This window comes from Streptomyces paradoxus, from assembly GCF_014202475.1.
In the GTDB taxonomy this organism is placed as follows: Bacteria; Actinomycetota; Actinomycetes; order Streptomycetales; family Streptomycetaceae; genus Streptomyces; species Streptomyces paradoxus.
Map to the genome: position 1 here is coordinate 13,559 of NZ_JACHGV010000012.1, position 17,325 is coordinate 30,883.

The window sequence follows — 17,325 nt, forward strand, 5'->3', positions numbered from 1 at the left end:
ACGGTGATCGCCTCGTGTGGCGGTACTGCAATCGGGTGTCCGGATCGTGACTCACCCGTAAGGGATCATCGAGCAACCGTTTCCCTTCGGCGTACGTCAAGTTGAGGGAAGCGACAACCAGCGAGCCCACCATCGGAATGTCGGGCCATTCCGATGGCGTACAAAGTGACACCGCCCGGTTGCCCCACCCTTTTGGTACCCCCCTAGACTGAACTTCCAGCACAGGCGGCTACACGCTCGAAAGGCGCCCCCGTGTCCATCGGCAACTCCCCTGAAGACGAGCGTCCGTTCGAAAACGAGCACGTCGAAGCAGACCGCGAGGAAGCCCGCCCCTCCATCGGCCGTGCCCTGCAGCAGGCTCGTATCGCCGCCGGGCTGACCGTCGACGACGTCAGTAGCGCCACCCGGGTCCGCATGAACATCGTGCACGCGATCGAGGAGGACGACTTCTCTGCCTGCGGCGGAGACGTCTACGCCCGTGGGCACATCAGGACCCTGGCCAAGGCCGTCCACCTCGACCCCGAGCCGCTGCTCGCCCAGTACGGCGACGAACACGGCGGGCGTCCGGCACCGACCCCGGCCGCTCCCCTCTTCGAGGCGGAACGCATCCGTCCGGAGCGGCGGGGTCCCAACTGGACCGCGGCCATGGTCGCGGCGATCGTCGCCGTGATCGGGTTCGTCGGCTTCACGATGTTCCAGGGCGATGACGGCAGCAACGGGGCGAACGTGGCCGAGGGCTCCACGCCCGGCGACTCCGCCTCCCCGACCACCAAGACCAAGAAGCCCGCCGACCCCGAGCCCGAGCCGTCCGACAGCGCCATCGCGGCCGCGCCGCAGGACAAGGTGACGGTCCGGGTGGCCGCCGCCGACGGCCGCAGCTGGATCGCCGCCAAGGACCACAACGGCCGGATGATCTTCGACGGCGTTCTCAAGCAGGGCGACACCAAGACCTTCCAGGACAGCTCGAAGGTCCACCTCGTCCTCGGAGACGCCGGCGCGATCGACCTCTTCGTCAACGGCAAGAAGATCGAGGAGAACTTCCAGCCGGGGTCCGTCGAACGCCTGACGTACACGAAGGGCGACCCCGAAGCCGGGTGATCAGACCGAAAGGTCCAGTTGATACGGGGTTGGCCGGGAAACGGCCAACCCCGTCGACGTGGGGTGTCAGCGGGACGAAGTAGTCTTGAGCCCATGCCTGAACGCCGTACCGTCGCACTCGTCACCCTTGGCTGCGCCCGTAACGAGGTGGACTCGGAGGAGCTCGCAGGCCGTTTGGAGGCGGACGGCTGGCAGCTCGTGGAGGACGCCGAGGAAGCGGACGTCGCCGTCGTGAACACCTGCGGCTTCGTCGAAGCCGCCAAGAAGGACTCCGTCGACGCCCTCCTCGAAGCCAACGACCTCAAGGGGCACGGCAGAACCCAGGCCGTCGTGGCGGTGGGCTGCATGGCCGAGCGGTACGGCAAGGAACTCGCCGAAGCCCTCCCCGAGGCCGACGGCGTGCTCGGCTTCGACGACTACTCGGACATCTCCGACCGCCTGCAGACCATCCTCAACGGCGGCATCCACGCCTCGCACACCCCACGCGACCGGCGCAAGCTGCTGCCCATCAGCCCGGCGGAGCGCCAGGAGTCCGCGGCCGAGGTCGCGCTCCCCGGGCACGGCCCGGCCGAGCCCGCCGTCGCGCCGGCCGATCTTCCGGAGGGCCTCGCCCCGGCCTCCGGCCCGCGCGCACCCCTGCGCCGCCGTCTGGACGGCTCCCCGGTCGCCTCCGTCAAGCTCGCCTCCGGCTGCGACCGGCGCTGCTCCTTCTGCGCCATCCCGTCCTTCCGCGGCTCCTTCATCTCCCGCCGCCCCAGCGACGTGCTGAACGAGACGCGGTGGCTGGCCGAGCAGGGCGTGAAGGAGATCATGCTGGTCTCCGAGAACAACACCTCCTACGGCAAGGACCTCGGCGACATCCGCCTGCTGGAGTCGCTGCTGCCCGAACTCGCCGAGGTCGACGGCATCGAGCGGGTGCGCGTCAGCTATCTCCAGCCCGCCGAGATGCGGCCCGGCCTCATCGACGTGCTCACCTCGACCCCGAAGGTCGCGCCCTACTTCGACCTGTCCTTCCAGCACTCCGCGCCCGGCGTGCTGCGCGCGATGCGCCGCTTCGGCGACACCGACCGGTTCCTGGAACTGCTCGACACCATCCGCGGCAAGGCGCCCGAGGCCGGTGTGCGCTCCAACTTCATCGTCGGCTTCCCCGGCGAGAGCGAGGCCGACCTCGCCGAGCTGGAGCGGTTCCTGAACGGCGCGCGGCTGGACGCCATCGGCGTCTTCGGCTACTCCGACGAGGAGGGCACCGAGGCGGCGACCTATGACGACAAGCTCGACGAGGACGTCGTCGCCGAGCGGCTGGCCCACATCTCCCGACTGGCCGAGGAACTCGTCTCGCAGCGGGCCGAGGACCGCGTCGGCCAGACCGTGCGGGTCCTCGTCGAGTCCGTCGACGAGGACGGCGTGTACGGCCGTGCCGAGCACCAGGCACCCGAGACGGACGGCCAGGTGCTTCTCACGAGCGGCGCGGGTCTGCGCATCGGCCGTATGGTCGAGGCGAAGGTGGTCGGCACGGAGGGTGTCGACCTGGTGGCCGAGCCGCTGCAGGGCTCGCTCGCGTCGCCTGCGTGGAGTGAGGAGGCGGGCAGATGACCGGTGTCCCGGCATCCGCGGCAGGAGGCTCCGCCGGCGCGAGGAGGGCAGCGGCCGGTGCGGCCGCCGCGACGCCCGCTGCCCCGGCCACGCGGTCGGCCGAGGGCGGGGCGCCCGGAGGCTCGGCCGGTGTGGGTGACGGCGGGACTGCCAGGGCGGTGCCCGGTGCCGGCGAGGCCGGGCCCGGCGAGGACGGTGGCCTCGACGCCCAGGGCGAAGGGAAGACCCCGCGGGGCGGGAAGATCGCTGCCGCGGCCGTCGACCAGGCCAGTGTCTGGAACATCGCCAACCTCCTGACCATGCTCCGGCTGGTCCTCGTACCGGCCTTCGTGGCGCTGATGCTCGCCGACGGCGGGTACGACCCGGCCTGGCGGGCCCTCGCCTGGGCGGCCTTCGCCATCGCCATGATCACCGACCTGTTCGACGGCCACTTGGCGCGCATGTACAACCTGGTCACGGACTTCGGGAAGATCGCCGACCCCATCGCCGACAAGGCGATCATGGGGGCGGCGCTGATCTGTCTGTCCGCGCTCGGCGATCTGCCCTGGTGGGTGACCGGCGTCATCCTCGGCCGGGAACTCGGGGTCACCCTGCTGCGTTTCCTGGTCATCCGGTACGGCGTCATCCCGGCCAGCCGTGGGGGCAAGCTGAAGACCCTCACCCAGGGCGTGGCCGTCGGCATGTACGTGCTGGCACTGACGGGGTGGCTGGCCACCCTGAGGTGGTGGGTGATGGCCGCGGCGGTCGTGCTGACCGTGGTGACCGGGCTCGACTATGTGAAACAGGCCATTGTGCTGCGCAGGCAGGGAATCGCCGAGCGCAAGGCCGCGTTGGAGGAGAAGGAAGCGTGAGTTCCACGGCCACCGACGTGGTGCGACTACTCACGGTGAAGGGCGAGACGCTCGCCGTCGCGGAGTCGCTGACCGGTGGCCTCGTTGCGGCGGACCTCACATCCGTCCCCGGGGCGTCCAAGGTCTTCCGGGGCTCGGTGACCGCCTACGCCACCGACCTGAAGCGGGATCTGCTCGGTGTCGACGCCGCCCTGCTGGCGGCGCGCGGAGCGGTGGACCCGCAGGTCGCGGCCGAGATGGCTGTCGGCGTACGCAAGGCGCTCGGCACCGACTGGGGCATCGCGACCACCGGTGTCGCGGGGCCCGACCCGCAGGACGGACAGGCCGTCGGCACGGTTTTCGTCGCCGTGGACGGACCGGCCCGAGCCGATTCCGGTTCTGCCGGCGGCGGAAAAGTGGAGGCTCTGCGGTTGAACGGCGACCGCGCGGAAATTCGTAGAGAGAGTGTACGGAGCGTACTCGCACTGCTTCTGAAGGAGCTTGCGAGCGAACAGACTGGGAATGAGCGGGCACAGGATACGGAACGGAACGGGGGGTTTTGATGTTTGCAGCCCTGAGTGAACACGACATCGCTCCCCGCACGGCCGCGGCGCAAGGCGGTACGGTGGGGCGTAATGGATGCGGCTACGCGGTCCGAGGAGGGAGCCACCGATGATTCTGCTCCGTCGCCTGCTGGGTGACGTGCTGCGTCGGCAGCGCCAGCGCCAGGGCCGTACTCTGCGCGAAGTCTCCTCGTCCGCCCGAGTCTCACTCGGCTATCTCTCCGAGGTGGAGCGGGGGCAGAAGGAGGCTTCCTCCGAGCTGCTCTCCGCCATCTGCGACGCGCTGGACGTACGGATGTCCGAGCTCATGCGGGAAGTGAGCGACGAGCTCGCCCTCGCCGAGCTGGCACAGTCTGCAGCGGCCACCCCCAGCGAGCCTGTACCCACGCCGGTTCGCTCGATGCTGGGTTCCGTGTCGGTGACCGGTGTGCCACCGGAACGGGTGACCATCAAGGCGCCTGCCGAAGCGGTGGACGTCGTCGCCGCGTGAGGTTCTGCGCTCGCACGGCATGACCGAGGCCCCGGCCGGGCCTCTCCGGGAGATCCGGAGGGGTGCGCCCGGGGTTTTCGCTTGCCCGGGGCCGGCTGCTGCCGCTCCGTGCCGGCCGTGTCTGATATGTGTGCGTTTGCCGGTAAGGCGTGCGGCGGTCATCGTTGAGGGGATGGCGGGGGCAGTCCTCGGAGGTGCGGATGTACGTCGTGAAGAGCCCGTTGTCGGACGCGAGCCTGAAGACCGTGTCCGAGGCGCTGCAAGGTGCCCTGGTCGACCTGGTGGATCTCGCCCTCGTGGCGAAGCAGATCCACTGGAACGTGGTCGGGCAGCGCTTCCGTTCCGTGCATCTCCAGCTCGACGAGGTCGTCGACATGGCGCGGAAGTACTCCGACACCGTGGCCGAGCGCGCCGCGGCCCTCGGTATCTCCCCTGACGGGCGTGCCGCGACGGTGGCCGTCGGCAGCGGGATCGGAGTGACCCCCGAAGGCTGGGTCGACGACACGACCGCCGTGGGGACGCTTGTCGAAGCGCTGGGTGCGGTGATCGCGCGGATGCGGGAGCGGGTCGAGGCGACCGGCGAGCCGGATCCGGTGAGCCAGGACATCTTCATCGGGATCACGGCGGACCTGGAGAAGCATCACTGGATGTTCCAGGCCGAGAACGGGTGACGGGAGAGGGCGCGGGAGCGGGTGACGCGCCGGGCGTGAGTTCCGCCACCTGGTCGCGGCGTGCTGCATGTCCGGCACGTCCGGCACGCATGCGGTGCGGAGGGCTGCCGGGTGCGGTTCGGGTGCGTGGTGCCCGTCGGGTGCGCGGTGTTGGTCGGGTACGCGCTGCGGGGCGGGTTTGCGGTGCCGGTCGGGTGCGCGCTGCGGGGCGGGTTTGCGGTGCCGGTGGGGTACGCGCTGCGGGGCGGGGGTGCCGGGTGTGCGTGCGCGGCTTGAGCGGCGTGCGCGGCCCGAAGGGTGTGTGCGGCCCGAACGGTGTGTGCGGTGCGCCCGTGTGCCCGTGGTGCGCCCTGTCCGCCGGGCCGGGTGGCTGCATAGCGTCGGGCCGGAGGTGGCCGCCATGGCGGGGATAGCGCGCTGGGGGAGCCGGGACTGGGGGGTCCGCGGGGCCGCGCTGGGGCTGGGGGCGCTGTGGTGGTGGGCGGTGGTGCGGCTGGTGGCCGTGCCCGAGGCGGGGGTGCTGGAGGCGGCGGTCGCGGCCGGGGGATGGGGGTTGAGCGTGCTGCCCGTGCACTGCGTGCCCAAGCGGCGAGCTCGGGGGGTTGTGGGGCCGGGGCGGTGGCGGAGGGTTCTGAGGGGTGAGGTCGGTAGCCGGGCTGGGGGCGGTGGCGCGGCGGGGGTGAAGTCGGGGGGAGCGTAGGGGGGTGCCTCGGCTGCGGAGCGTGCTGCCCGGGGGTGTGGTGGACCGGCGGCATGTCTTGGCCGACGGGCGTGCGTGTGGTGGCGGGCGGGGACTGGGGGCCCTGTCACCATGGCATGGCCACACCCCCGTTCGGGCGGAGGATCTGGCCCGTCGTGAAGGCCGAGGCGTCGGAGGCCAGGTGGAGGACCGCGTGGGCGATGTCCTCGGGTTCGCCCACGCGGCCCAGGGGCGACATCCGGGCCATGACGGACTCCGTGTGCGCCTGGGAGCCGCTGTCGCCGCGGTCCGTCATGGGCGTCCGGATCCAGCCCGGGGCGACCGCGTTGACGCGGATGCCGTGCCGGCCGACCTCCGTCGCGAGGGTCTTCGTCAGCTGGACCACCGCCGCCTTGGCCGCGCCGTAGCAGAGCAGCCCGGGGCCACCCGTGTCGACGGCGCCCGAGGCCATGGTGACGATGCTGCCCCTGGTGCCCTGGGCGATCATCAGGCGGGCGGCCTCCTGGCAGGCGTACAGCACTCCCTTGAAGTTGACGTCGAGAACGCGGTCGAGGTCCTCGTCCCGGGTCTCCAGCACGGGACTGCGGTGCATGATCCCGGCGACCGCGGCCAGGGCGTCCAGCCGTTCGCAGGAGGTGAGGGCCTGCCGCAGCCGGGCCCGGTCGGTGACGTCGAGGGTGTGCGTGCGGGCGGTGCCGCCGCCGTCCTTGATCAGGGCCGCCGTCTCGTGCAGGCCCTCGGTGTCACGGTCCGCGCAGTGCACGGCCGCCCCCGCCTCGGCGAGCAGCAGCGCCGAGGCGCGGCCGATGCCACTCGCGGCGCCGGTGACGAACGCGGTGCGGCCGGTGAGGTCGTACGCCGTGAGGGGCATACAGGGACCGTACGAGCGTTTCTGACGGATCGTCAATTGGTGCGGCCGTGCCGGGCCGGGGCGGGGGCAGGGCCTGGCTGGCAGGCGGGGCACCAGTAGGTGGGGCGTTCGCGGGAGCCGTCGCCCTGGTCGGCGACGCGGATCGAGGTGCGGCAGCGCAGGCAGGGGCGGGGTGCGCGGCCGTAGACAAAAAGGTCCTGCCCGCGGCGGCCCGTCGTGCTGCGGATCGGGCGGTCGCGGTTGGCCTCCAGCAGCTTCTTGGCGAGCGCGGGCAGCTTCGAGGCGCGGTCGGGCGGCAGGTCGCCGGCCGGGAGCCAGGGGGTGACGCCCAGCAGGAAGCAGAGCTCGCTTTTGTAGACATTGCCGATGCCGGCCAGGTTGCGCTGGTCGAGCAGGGCCTCGCCGAGTTCGCGGGCGGGGTCCTGGAGGACGTTGGCGAGGGCCCGGTCGGGGTCCCAGTCCGGGCCCAGGAGGTCGGGGCCGAGGTGGCCGACCGCGCGGTGCTCGTCGGTGGTGCGCAGCAGTTCCAGGACGGGGAGGCGGTACCCGACGGCCGTGCGGTCGGTGTTGCCGAGGATCGCGCGGATCTGGTGGCCGGGGCCTCCGCTCCAGCGCTGGCCGTTCCCGTACACCTTCCAGGAGCCGTCCATCCGCAGGTGGGAGTGGAGGGTCAGGCCGCCCTCGATGCGGGTGAGGAGGTGTTTGCCGCGCGCGGTGACCTCCAGGACCGTGCGGCCCGTGAGGTCGGCCGTGGCGAAGCGCGGCACCCGGAGGTCGCTGCGGGTCAGCACCTTGCCCGCGAGGGCGTCGTGCAACCGCCCCGCGGCCTGCCAGACCGTGTCACCTTCGGGCATGGGTCAAGGGTGGCACGGCGGCAGCGTGCTTCGTCGGAGCGGCTGTGGACGGGGGGCGTCAGGCGCGCAGGCGGAGTCCTCGGGGTGTCGCGATGAAGCCCGCTCCTTCCAGCAGGGTGCCGATGGGGGAGGTCAGGGCCTGGGCGCCGTTGACGCGCTCCACCGTGACCGTGCCGAGCGAACCCGCACGGGCTGCTGCGGCGAGGGCCTCCGCGGCGCCGCCCAGGCGGGGGTCGTCGGCGGGGGCGCCGTCCGGGTCGGCGGGCCAGGCCAGCAGCGTCTTGCCGCCGCGCTCCATGTAGAGCGTCAGTTCACCGTCGACGAGCACCACCAGGGAGCCGGCTTTGCGGCCCGGCTTGTGCCCGGCCCCGGTCGGGGGCTCGGGCCAGGCCAGGGCGGCGCCGTACGCGTTCGCCGGGTCGGCGGCGGCGAGGACGACGGCCCGGGAAGCGCCGTCGGGGCGGGTACGGCGGCCCGCGAAGCCCTGGTCGTACCCGGCGCGACCGCCGTTCTGCCAGGGCGGGGCGGCCTGCGGGGCGTAGCCGCGTGGCGAGACCCACTCACCCGGGGACGGCTTCGGGGGGTCGTACGAGGAGGCCAGATCGGGGAAGCCGTCGGGGCCGGGGGCGTCGCTGTGGCCGAGGGACGGGGCCGAGTCGTCCTGGGCGGCGAAGTCATGCGCGGGGAAGTCATGGGCGGGGAACGGGTCGGGTTCCAGGCCGGGAAGCGGACCGGGCAGGTCCGCGCCGCGGTCGCGGGCGTTGGACACCGCGCGCAGGCGGTCCACCGCGCCGTCCATCGCGAACTGCGCGGCGCCGAGGCCCTCCACCACGTAGCCGCGGCGGGCCTGGCCGCTCTCCTCGAAGACGGACAGGACGCGGTACGTCGCCGAGAAGCCGCCCTCGACGCCCTCCGCCGACACCGCACCCCTGGTGACCACGCCGTGCCGGTCGAGGAGGGTGCGGGCGAGGGCGTGGGCCCGCACGGTGGGGTCGGGTTCATGGGCGGGGAGCAGGGACCAGCGGCCCGCGACGGTCGGCGGGCCGGAGCGGGACGCGGTGCGCGCCGCGGCCGTCAGGGAACCGTAGCGGCCGCGCGGGATCGCGCGCTTGGCGCGGTGGGCCGTGGAACCCGCGGTGCGGCCCGAGCCGAGCAGCGAGCGCATGGGGGTGAGCGTGTCGTTCGTCAGACGCCCGGACCAGGCCAGGTCCCAGAGGGCGTCGGCCAGCTGGGGGTCGCCGGCCTCCGGGTGCGTGGTGGCGCGGACCTGGTCGGCGATCTGGCGGAAGAACAGGCCGTAGCCGCCGGAGAGGGTGTCCAGGACGGACTGGTGCAGGGCGGTCAGCTCCAAGGGGTGCGGGGGCGGCAGGAGCAGGGGGGCCGCGTCCGCGAGGTAGAGGGAGACCCAGCCGTCCTTGCCGGGGAGGGAGCCCGCGCCGGCCCACACCACCTCGCCGGCGGCGGTCAGCTCGTCCAGCATGGCCGGGGTGTAGTTCACGACCCGGGAGGGGAGCACCAGTTTCTCCAGGGCGGAGGCCGGTACGGACGCGCCCTGGAGCTGCTCGATCGCCCGGACCAGCCCGTCGATGCCGCGCAGGGAGTGGCCCTTGCCGATGTGCTGCCACTGGGGGAGGAACTGAGCGAGCGCCGCCGGCGGCACCGGCTCCAGCTCGTGCCGCAGGGCGGCCAGGGAACGGCGGCGCAGCCGGCGCAGCACGGCGGCGTCGCACCACTCCTGGCCGATCCCGGCAGGGTGGAACTCGCCCTGGACGACCCGGCCCGCCGCCGCGAGCCGCTGGAGAGCGCCCTCGGTGACGGCGACGCCCAGGCCGAAGCGGGCCGCTGCCGTGGCCGAGGTGAACGGGCCGTGGGTGCGGGCGTAGCGCGCGAGGAGGTCGCCCAGCGGGTCCTTGACGGGCTCCGTGAAGGCTTCCGGGACACCGACGGGCAGGGCCGTGCCCAGTGCGTCACGCAGCCGGCCCGCGTCCTCGATCGCCGCCCAGTGGTCCTGGCCCGCGATGCGGACCCGGATGGCGCGGCGAGCACCGGCGAGTTCCCGCGCCCACTGCGGTTCGGCGCCCCGCTCGGACAGTTCCGCGTCGGTGAGCGGGCCGAGGAGGCGCAGGAGGTCCGCGACGCCCTCGGCGTCCTTGACGCGGCGGTCCTCGGTGCGCCACTGGAGCTCCCGCTCCAGCTCGGTGAGCACCTCGGCGTCGAGCAGCTCGCGCAGCTCGGCCTGACCCAGCAGCTCGGCCAGCAGCCGGGAGTCCAGCGACAGGGCGGCGGCGCGGCGCTCGGCCAGCGGGGAGTCGCCCTCGTACAGGAACTGGGCGACGTAGCCGAAGAGCAGGGAGCGCGCGAAGGGGGACGGTTCGGCAGTGGTGACCTCGACCAGGCGCACCTTGCGGGACTCCAGGTCGCCCATCAGCTCCACGAGCCCGGGCACGTCGAAGACGTCCTGGAGGCACTCGCGGACCGCCTCCAGCACGATCGGGAACGAGCCGAACTCGCTCGCGACCTGCAGCAGCTGCGAGGCGCGCTGCCGCTGCTGCCACAGCGGGGTGCGCTTGCCCGGGGTGCGCCGCGGCAGCAGCAGCGCCCGGGCGGCGCACTCACGGAAGCGGGAGGCGAACAGCGCGGAACTGCCCACCTGATCGGTGACGACCTGGTCGACCTCGCCCTTGTCGAAGACGACGTCCGCCGCGCCCACGGGGGCCTGCTCGGCGTCGTACTCCCGGCCCATCTTCACCGGCTCCTGGTCCAGCAGGTCCAAGCCCATGAGGTCGGCGTCCGGCAGGCGCAGCACGATGCCGTCGTCGGCGTGCATGACCTGCGCGTCCATGCCGTACCGCTCGGACAGCTTCGCGCCGAGCGCGAGCGCCCACGGGGCGTGCACCTGGGCGCCGAAGGGGGAGTGCACGACGACGCGCCAGTCGCCGAGCTCGTCACGGAAGCGCTCCACGACGATCGTCCGGTCGTCCGGGACGTGGCCGCAGGCCTCGCGCTGCTCCTTCAGGTACGACAGCACGTTGTCCGCCGCCCACGCGTCCAGGCCGGCGGCGAGCAGACGGAGCCGGGCGTCGTCCTCGGGCAGTGACCCGACCTCGCGCAGGAACGCTCCCACCGCCCGGCCCAGTTCCAGCGGGCGGCCCAGCTGGTCGCCCTTCCAGAAGGGCAGCCGGCCCGGCACGCCAGGGGCCGGGGAGACCAGCACGCGGTCGCGGGTGATGTCCTCGATGCGCCAGGAACTGGTCCCGAGCGTGAACACGTCGCCCACGCGGGACTCGTAGACCATCTCCTCGTCGAGCTCGCCGACCCGGCCGCCGCCCTTCTTGGGATCGGCGCCCGCGAGGAAGACGCCGAAGAGTCCGCGGTCGGGGATCGTGCCACCGGAGGTGACGGCCAGGCGCTGGGCGCCGGGGCGGCCGGTGATCTCGCCGGTGACCCGGTCCCACACCACGCGTGGGCGCAGCTCCGCGAACGCGTCGGACGGGTAGCGGCCGGCCAGCATGTCGAGGACCGCCGTGAAGGCCGACTCGGGAAGCGAGGCGAACGGGGCGGCCCGGCGGACGGCGGCGAGGAGGTCGTCGAACTGCCAGGTGTCCAGGGCCGTCATCGCGACCACTTGTTGCGCCAGGACGTCCAGGGGGTTGGCCGGAACCTTGAGGGACTCGATGGAGCCGGTGCGCATGCGCTCGGTGACCACCGCCGCCTGCACCAGGTCGCCGCGGTACTTCGGGAAGACCACCCCTGTGGAGACCGCGCCCACCTGGTGCCCCGCCCGGCCGACGCGCTGCAGTCCGGAGGCGACGGAGGGCGGCGACTCCACCTGCACGACCAGGTCCACCGCGCCCATGTCGATGCCCAGCTCGAGACTGGACGTGGCCACGACCGCGGGCAGGCGGCCCGCCTTGAGGTCCTCCTCGACCAGGGCGCGCTGCTCCTTGGACACCGAGCCGTGGTGGGCACGGGCGATGACCTGGGGAGCGCCCTGGGCCGCTCCCGAGCCGCCCATGAGCTCGGCGGGGGAGTGGTGCTCGCCGAGCGTCTCGCCCGTGGCCCGTTCGTACGCGATCTCGTTCAGCCGGTTGCAGAGGCGCTCCGCGAGGCGGCGGGAGTTCGCGAAGACGATCGTCGAGCGGTGGGACTGGACCAGGTCGGCGATCCGCTCCTCCACATGCGGCCAGATGGACGGCCGCTCGGCGCCTTCCTGGCCGTCCGCCACCGGGGAGCCGCCCAGCTCGCCCAGATCCTCGACCGGGACGACCACGGACAGGTCGAACTCCTTGCCCGACTCCGGCTGGACGATCTCCACCTTGCGGCGGGGCGAGAGGAAACGGGCCACCTCGTCCACCGGGCGGACCGTCGCGGACAGGCCGATGCGGCGGGCGGGCCTCGGGAGGAGGTCGTCCAGCCGCTCCAGGGAGAGAGCGAGATGGGCGCCGCGCTTGGTGCCGGCGACCGCGTGCACCTCGTCGAGGATCACCGTTTCCACGCCCGCCAGCGCGTCGCGCGTGGCCGACGTCAGCATCAGGAACAGTGATTCCGGGGTCGTGATCAGGATGTCCGGAGGACGGGTCGACAGGGCGCGGCGCTCGGCGGCGGGGGTGTCGCCCGAGCGGATGCCCACCCTGACCTCGGGCTCGGGCAGGCCGAGGCGCACGGACTCCTGGCGGATGCCGGTCAGCGGACTGCGCAGGTTGCGCTCGACGTCCACCGCCAGGGCCTTCAGAGGCGAGACGTACAGGACGCGGCAGCGCTTCCTCGGGTCGGCCGGGGGAGGCGCCGACGCCAGCTGGTCCAGAGCGGCCAGGAAGGCCGCCAGGGTCTTGCCGGAGCCGGTGGGGGCGACGACCAGCACGTCCGAACCCTCGTGGATGGCCTGCCACGCACCGGCCTGGGCCGAGGTGGGCGCGGAGAAGGCACCCGTGAACCAGGCGCGGGTCGCGGGTGAGAAGCCGTCCAGGGCTCGGTGCGCATTGCTGGGCATGCGTCCATCGTGCACCTCGGCACTGACAACGGGGCCCGCGCCGCCTCGCGGCCCGCCGTTCCGCCGCCGGGTACGGGAGGTGCGGCACCCCGGCCCCCGCCGCGGACAATGGTCATATGAACGAGCGCGCACGCCACTGGCAGTACGACGAGCTGCCCGGGGTCGACCTGCTGCGGGCCCGGTACGTGCACAAGACGTTCGTGCGCCACACGCACGAGAACTTCGTGATCGCCGCCATCGCCGACGGGGTCGAGGTGTTCCACCACGGCGGGGGTGATCAGTACGCGGGGGCCGGGGCCCTGGCACTGGTGAATCCCGATACGCCGCACACCGGGCGGGCCGGGGTGCCCGAAGGGTGGCGGTACGGGGCCGTGTACCCGCCGCCCGGCGTGGTGGCGGAGATCGCGGCCGAGACGACGGCCCTGCGGGGGACGCCCGGGTTCGTCAGCCCGGTCGTGGACGATCCCTACGCCGCGGGCCTGGTGCACCAGGTGCTGCGGGCAGCCGACGAGGGCAACGCGCTCGCCGCGGACACGCTGCTGCGGGTCGCCGTGACAAGGTTGCTGCGGTTGAACGGCGGGCCCCTGCCACAGCGGGAGGTGCGCACGGCGGGGGCCCGGATCGCGGCACGCGCGCGTGGCGTGCTGGAGGAGCGGATGGCGCAGCCGCCGAGCCTGGAGCGGCTGGCAGCCGGCCTCGGGACCAGCCCGTTCGCCCTGCTGAGGGCCTTCCGCGACGTCTACGGCATGCCCCCGCACGCGTGGCTCACGGACGCGCGGGTACGGCGGGCGCGGCAGCTGCTGGACGCGGGGACGGCGCCCTCCGAGGCCGCCGTGGCCGTCGGGTTCACCGATCAGCCGCACCTCAACCGGCACTTCAGCCGGATGGTCGGCGTACCTCCGGGCGCGTACCAGAGGGAGCGCAAGAACGTACAAGACCTGCCGTAGCCGCCGCCCCTAGCGTGCGGGTGTGGCAGATCGGACAGCTCTCGAAGACGAAGACGTGGACATCGGTGAGAAGGCGGACCGGGCCGTCGTACGCGACGGCCTGGGGGTCGGGGTGGCCGTAGGGCTGTCCGGATTCGCCTTCGGAGTGACCTCGGCCGGCAGCGGACTCACGCTGCTGCAGACGTGCGCGCTCAGCCTGCTGGTGTTCACCGGCGCCTCCCAGTTCGCCCTGGTGGGGGCTCTCGCGGCCGGAGGCGGCCCGTTCACCGCCGCCGCCGGGGCCCTCTTCCTGGGCGTGCGGAACGCCTTTTACGGCTTGCGCCTGTCGCAGCTGCTGGCCCTCCCGCGCGCGGTGCGGCCGTTCGCCGCCCAGTGGGTGATCGACGAGACGGCCGCCGTCGCACTCGCCCAGCCCACACGACGCGCCGCGCGGCTCGGGTTCGTCGTGACCGGACTGACCCTGTACCTCCTGTGGAACCTCACCACACTGCTCGGTGCCCTGGGCGCCGAGGCCATCGGGGACACCGACGCGTGGGGTCTGGACGCCGCCGGGCCCGCGGTGTTCCTGGCGCTGCTCGCGCCGATGCTGAAGACCGGTACCGAGCGGGCCGTCGCCGGGCTCGCCGTGCTGCTGGGGCTCGGGCTGCTGCCCGTCCTGCCCGCCGGGGTACCGGTGCTGCTGGCCGCGCTTGCGGCGCCGGCCGTGCTGTGGGCGGACGGCCGGCGCCGGGGACGGGGGGACGCGCGGTGAACGTCTGGATCGCGATCGGTGTGACCGTCCTCGGGTGCTATGCGGTCAAGCTCGCCGGGCTCCTGGTCCCGGCGGGAGCCCTGGAGCGGCCCCTCGTCAAACGCCTCGCCGCGCTGCTGCCCGTCGCGCTGCTCGCGGCCCTCACCGCCCAGCAGACCTTCGCCGACGGGCAGACGCTGGTGCTGGACGCGCGGGCCGCCGGACTCGGCGCCGCGGCCGTCGCACTGATGCTGCGCGCCCCGTTCCTGCTGGTCGTCGCCGCGGCTGTGCTGATGACCGCCGGGGCGCGGGCCATGGGGGCCGGGTGATCAGTGGATGGCGCGGCCGTAGGCGCTGAGCACGCGCAGGGCCTCGATCGTCACCAGCGGGCGTGCCTCCAGGGCGGGGGCCGGGGCCCAGTGACGCCACCGGACGGGCCAGCCGCCGTCCTCCTGCTGCTGGGCCGCGAGATGGTCCAGGGACCGGGCCATCTCGTCGTCCGTGAACCACGCGCGCGCGAGGGAGCGCGGGGTCCTCGCGTAGTCGTACGGGAAGTGGTGCTCCCCCGGGGCGTAGCCGGGGGACACCGGATACGCGTCGAGGTCGCCGGGATCCAGGGCCGCGAGGCGGTGTGCGCGGACCAGGCGGCCGAGACGGGCGGCGGCCGCCTCCGCGCGCGGGCGGTCGGGGGCCGAGTCCAGGAAGGCCACGGCGGCCTCGATCTCGTACGGGTGCGACTTCTCCAGGGACTCGACCGCCTGCCAGCAGAAGTCCGTGGCCCGGAAGAGCCAGGCGTGCCACACCTCGTTGCGGTGCAGCAGTCCCACCACCGGCCCGGTGGCCAGGAGATCGCTGGGCGGTTCGTCCGCCACCGTCACGAAGGGAGCCGTGGGGTAGTCCCGCTGGCTGGGGTGGACCGCCGGGAGTGCGCCGTCCGGCGTGGACACGGACGTCAGGTAGCGGCACATGCGCTCCACGCGCTGGCCGGCGCAGCGTCCGACCGCGTCCAGCACGCGCAGGGCGTGCGCGGTGTGCAACGGCTGGCTGACCGGGCCGCGCAGATCGGGCTCCAGCGCGTGCCCGTACCCGCCGTCCTCGTTGCGGTAGGCGTCCAGGGCGGTCTCCACCGGGTCGGCGGCGGCGCCCCGGAAGTGGTGGGCGAAGCGGCGCTGCTCGAGCACGCGCGCGGTGAGCCAGACGAAACGCTCCGCGCGCGTGACAAGGCTGTGCGGCGGGGGCGTCGGGGGGACTTCGGTAGCTCCTGTTTCGGCCATGGGTCAGACCGTAGGGCGCGAAGGGGCGCCGGCAAGCGGTCACGGCTCAGGCCCACCCTCAGGGGCGGGATACTGGAGGCATGCGGTTGACGGTCTTCTGGCAGCGAATGGCGGAGCACTTCGGTCCTGGTTACGCCGAAACCTTCGCGCGCGATCACGTGATGTCCGAGCTGGGCGGGCGCACGGTGCACGAGGCACTGGAGGCCGGCTGGGGCGCCAAGGAGGTCTGGCAGGTGGTCTGCTCGGTGATGGACGTGCCCCGGGAGAGGCGCTGACCGCTGCCGTTGAGCGCCGGAGACCACCGGCCGGCAGGGTCGGCCCGACGGTCGGGACCAGCAGCTGTGCCGGCCGGTCTCGGACATCGCGGACCGGTGGTGAAGATCGCAGGGCGGGCAGACGACTGTCGGTGGCGTGGGCGAGACTTGGACCGTGGCACCCACTGACGAGACCGGGCAGGCAGCCCAGCAGCCCTCAGCTTCCGGCACGACGCCGCCCGTCCGGCCCCCCGTCGGCGGGGCCGGGGCGAACGGCCGCATGCCGCGCTGGCTGCCCCGCGCCATGGTGCTCGCGCTCGCCCTCGTCGCCGTGTTCCAGCTGGGCAGCTGGGCCTTCCACCAGCTCACCGGCCTGCTGATCAACATCCTCATCGCGTTCTTCCTGGCCCTCGCCATCGAGCCCGCGGTGAGCTGGATGGCCTCGCGCGGCATGCGCAGAGGGCTCGCCGCGTTCGTCGTCTTCATCGGCGTGATGGTCGTGTCGGCCGGGTTCGTCACCCTGCTCGGTTCCGTCCTCGCGGACCAGATCATCAAGCTGATCGAGGGCTTCCCCGAGTACCTCGACTCCGTCATCCACTGGATCAACACGCACTTCAAGACCGATCTGAAGCGCGTCGACATCCAGGAGGGCCTGCTCCGCTCCGACTGGCTGCGCAACTATGTCCAGAACAGCGCCACAGGCGTCCTGGACGTGTCCGCCCAGGTCATCGGGGGCCTCTTCCAACTGCTCACGATCGCTCTGTTCTCGTTCTACTTCGCCGCGGACGGCCCGCGGCTGCGCCGCACGATCTGCTCCGTCCTGCCGCCCGCCCGCCAGGCCGAGGTGCTGCGCGCGTGGGAGATCGCCGTGAACAAGACCGGCGGCTACATCTACTCCCGCGGCCTGATGGCGCTGATCTCCGGTGTGGCGCACTTCGTCCTGCTGCAGGCCCTGGACGTGCCCTACGCGCCCGTGCTCGCCGTGTGGGTGGGCCTGGTGTCGCAGTTCATCCCCACCATCGGCACCTACCTCGCGGGCGCCCTGCCCATGCTGATCGCCTTCACGGTGGACCCCTGGTACGCGCTGTGGGTGCTGATCTTCGTCGTGATCTACCAGCAGTTCGAGAACTACGTGCTGCAGCCCAAGCTGACCTCCAAGACCGTCGACATCCACCCCGCCGTCGCCTTCGGCTCGGTCATCGCCGGCACCGCCCTCCTCGGCGCCGTCGGCGCGCTGATCGCCATTCCCGCCATCGCCACGCTGCAGGCGTTCCTGGGGGCGTATGTCAGGCGCTACGACGTCACGGACGACCCCCGGGTGCACGGCCACCACCGACGCGGGCAAGGGGCGGGCCTGCTGACACGCGCCAAGGGGTTGTGGGCACGGCGGCCGGGGGCGGAGCGGCCCGGCGACGAGGGCTCGGGGGAGAGCTCTCCCTGAGCGGTCCGAGCCGCCCGGC

At 72.9% G+C, this 17,325-nt stretch carries 14 protein-coding genes and 1 pseudogene; 11 read left to right on the plus strand and 4 right to left on the minus strand.

The window, feature by feature from the left end:
- The first annotated feature begins 252 nt into the window (after positions 1-252).
- The 6 genes from HNR57_RS31505 (at position 253) to HNR57_RS31530 (ending at position 5,245) form a co-directional block, all read left to right on the plus strand.
- Positions 253-1,098: a helix-turn-helix domain-containing protein gene (locus tag HNR57_RS31505; protein ID WP_184565417.1), complete on the plus strand. Its 846-nt coding sequence runs from the start codon at positions 253-255 to the stop codon at positions 1,096-1,098.
- A 93-nt stretch (positions 1,099-1,191) separates the two neighbouring features.
- Positions 1,192-2,691 carry a 30S ribosomal protein S12 methylthiotransferase RimO gene (gene rimO, locus HNR57_RS31510; protein WP_184565419.1) on the plus strand — a complete coding sequence of 500 codons (1,500 nt, stop codon included), beginning with the start codon at positions 1,192-1,194 and terminating at the stop codon, positions 2,689-2,691.
- Positions 2,688-3,542 carry a CDP-diacylglycerol--glycerol-3-phosphate 3-phosphatidyltransferase gene (gene pgsA, locus HNR57_RS31515; RefSeq protein WP_184565421.1) on the plus strand — a complete coding sequence of 285 codons (855 nt, stop codon included), beginning with the start codon at positions 2,688-2,690 and terminating at the stop codon, positions 3,540-3,542. Before rimO ends, pgsA begins: the two co-directional genes overlap by 4 nt.
- Complete coding sequence (locus HNR57_RS31520) at positions 3,539-4,084, plus strand: CinA family protein (RefSeq protein ID WP_184565423.1); 546 nt, start codon at positions 3,539-3,541, stop codon at positions 4,082-4,084. The genes pgsA and HNR57_RS31520 overlap by 4 nt, the downstream gene beginning before the upstream one ends.
- Positions 4,085-4,193: 109 nt before the next feature.
- Complete coding sequence (locus tag HNR57_RS31525) at positions 4,194-4,574, plus strand: helix-turn-helix domain-containing protein (protein ID WP_033314530.1); 381 nt, start codon at positions 4,194-4,196, stop codon at positions 4,572-4,574.
- 200 nt (positions 4,575-4,774) lie between these two features.
- On the plus strand, positions 4,775-5,245 hold the full coding sequence (locus HNR57_RS31530) for a Dps family protein (protein ID WP_184565425.1): 471 nt from the start codon (positions 4,775-4,777) through the stop codon (positions 5,243-5,245).
- 806 nt (positions 5,246-6,051) lie between these two features.
- Here the strand turns inward: HNR57_RS31530 and HNR57_RS31535 are convergent.
- Genes HNR57_RS31535 through HNR57_RS31545 form a run of 3 tightly spaced genes read right to left on the minus strand, consistent with a single transcriptional unit; the run spans position 6,052 to position 12,660 of the window.
- Entirely contained in the window at positions 6,052-6,816 is a 765-nt protein-coding gene (locus HNR57_RS31535; protein WP_184565427.1) for an SDR family NAD(P)-dependent oxidoreductase, read from the minus strand.
- A 32-nt stretch (positions 6,817-6,848) separates the two neighbouring features.
- Complete coding sequence (locus HNR57_RS31540) at positions 6,849-7,670, minus strand: Fpg/Nei family DNA glycosylase (RefSeq protein WP_184565429.1); 822 nt, start codon at positions 7,668-7,670, stop codon at positions 6,849-6,851.
- Positions 7,671-7,728: 58 nt separating this feature from the next.
- On the minus strand, positions 7,729-12,660 hold the full coding sequence (locus HNR57_RS31545) for an ATP-dependent helicase (protein WP_184565431.1): 4,932 nt from the start codon (positions 12,658-12,660) through the stop codon (positions 7,729-7,731).
- Between the two features lie 116 nt (positions 12,661-12,776).
- On the opposite strand from HNR57_RS31545, the pseudogene HNR57_RS31550 reads away from it, so the two are divergent.
- The 3 genes and pseudogenes from HNR57_RS31550 to HNR57_RS31560 all read left to right on the plus strand — a co-directional run bounded on the left by HNR57_RS31550 (position 12,777) and on the right by HNR57_RS31560 (position 14,666).
- Positions 12,777-13,729 (plus strand): annotated as a pseudogene (locus tag HNR57_RS31550) (AraC family transcriptional regulator).
- Entirely contained in the window at positions 13,630-14,358 is a 729-nt protein-coding gene (locus HNR57_RS31555; RefSeq protein WP_184565434.1) for an AzlC family ABC transporter permease, read from the plus strand. The pseudogene HNR57_RS31550 and the gene HNR57_RS31555 overlap by 100 nt, the downstream one beginning before the upstream one ends.
- Positions 14,355-14,666 carry an AzlD domain-containing protein gene (locus HNR57_RS31560; protein ID WP_184565436.1) on the plus strand — a complete coding sequence of 104 codons (312 nt, stop codon included), beginning with the start codon at positions 14,355-14,357 and terminating at the stop codon, positions 14,664-14,666. The genes HNR57_RS31555 and HNR57_RS31560 overlap by 4 nt, the downstream gene beginning before the upstream one ends.
- On the opposite strand, the gene HNR57_RS31565 is transcribed toward HNR57_RS31560, so the two are convergent.
- Entirely contained in the window at positions 14,667-15,611 is a 945-nt protein-coding gene (locus tag HNR57_RS31565) for a hypothetical protein (protein ID WP_184565438.1), read from the minus strand.
- Between the two features lie 80 nt (positions 15,612-15,691).
- On the opposite strand from HNR57_RS31565, the gene HNR57_RS31570 reads away from it, so the two are divergent.
- Positions 15,692-15,886 carry a DUF3046 domain-containing protein gene (locus HNR57_RS31570; RefSeq protein WP_184565440.1) on the plus strand — a complete coding sequence of 65 codons (195 nt, stop codon included), beginning with the start codon at positions 15,692-15,694 and terminating at the stop codon, positions 15,884-15,886.
- A gap of 154 nt (positions 15,887-16,040) precedes the next feature.
- Positions 16,041-17,306, plus strand: a complete 1,266-nt coding sequence (locus HNR57_RS31575) for an AI-2E family transporter (RefSeq protein ID WP_184565442.1) — start codon at positions 16,041-16,043, stop codon at positions 17,304-17,306.
- Positions 17,307-17,325: the final 19 nt, after the last annotated feature.

Bases quoted from the DNA above. Each gene is read 5' to 3' on its own strand.
- HNR57_RS31570 (WP_184565440.1), top strand. From the start codon at position 15,692: ATGCGGTTGACGGTCTTCTGGCAGCGAATGGCGGAGCACTTCGGTCCT.
- HNR57_RS31535 (WP_184565427.1), bottom strand. From the start codon at position 6,816: ATGCCCCTCACGGCGTACGACCTCACCGGCCGCACCGCGTTCGTCACC.
- HNR57_RS31540 (WP_184565429.1), bottom strand. From the start codon at position 7,670: ATGCCCGAAGGTGACACGGTCTGGCAGGCCGCGGGGCGGTTGCACGAC.
- HNR57_RS31545 (WP_184565431.1), bottom strand. From the start codon at position 12,660: ATGCCCAGCAATGCGCACCGAGCCCTGGACGGCTTCTCACCCGCGACC.
- HNR57_RS31565 (WP_184565438.1), bottom strand. From the start codon at position 15,611: ATGGCCGAAACAGGAGCTACCGAAGTCCCCCCGACGCCCCCGCCGCAC.
- pgsA (WP_184565421.1), top strand. From the start codon at position 2,688: ATGACCGGTGTCCCGGCATCCGCGGCAGGAGGCTCCGCCGGCGCGAGG.
- HNR57_RS31530 (WP_184565425.1), top strand. From the start codon at position 4,775: ATGTACGTCGTGAAGAGCCCGTTGTCGGACGCGAGCCTGAAGACCGTG.
- rimO (WP_184565419.1), top strand. From the start codon at position 1,192: ATGCCTGAACGCCGTACCGTCGCACTCGTCACCCTTGGCTGCGCCCGT.
- HNR57_RS31525 (WP_033314530.1), top strand. From the start codon at position 4,194: ATGATTCTGCTCCGTCGCCTGCTGGGTGACGTGCTGCGTCGGCAGCGC.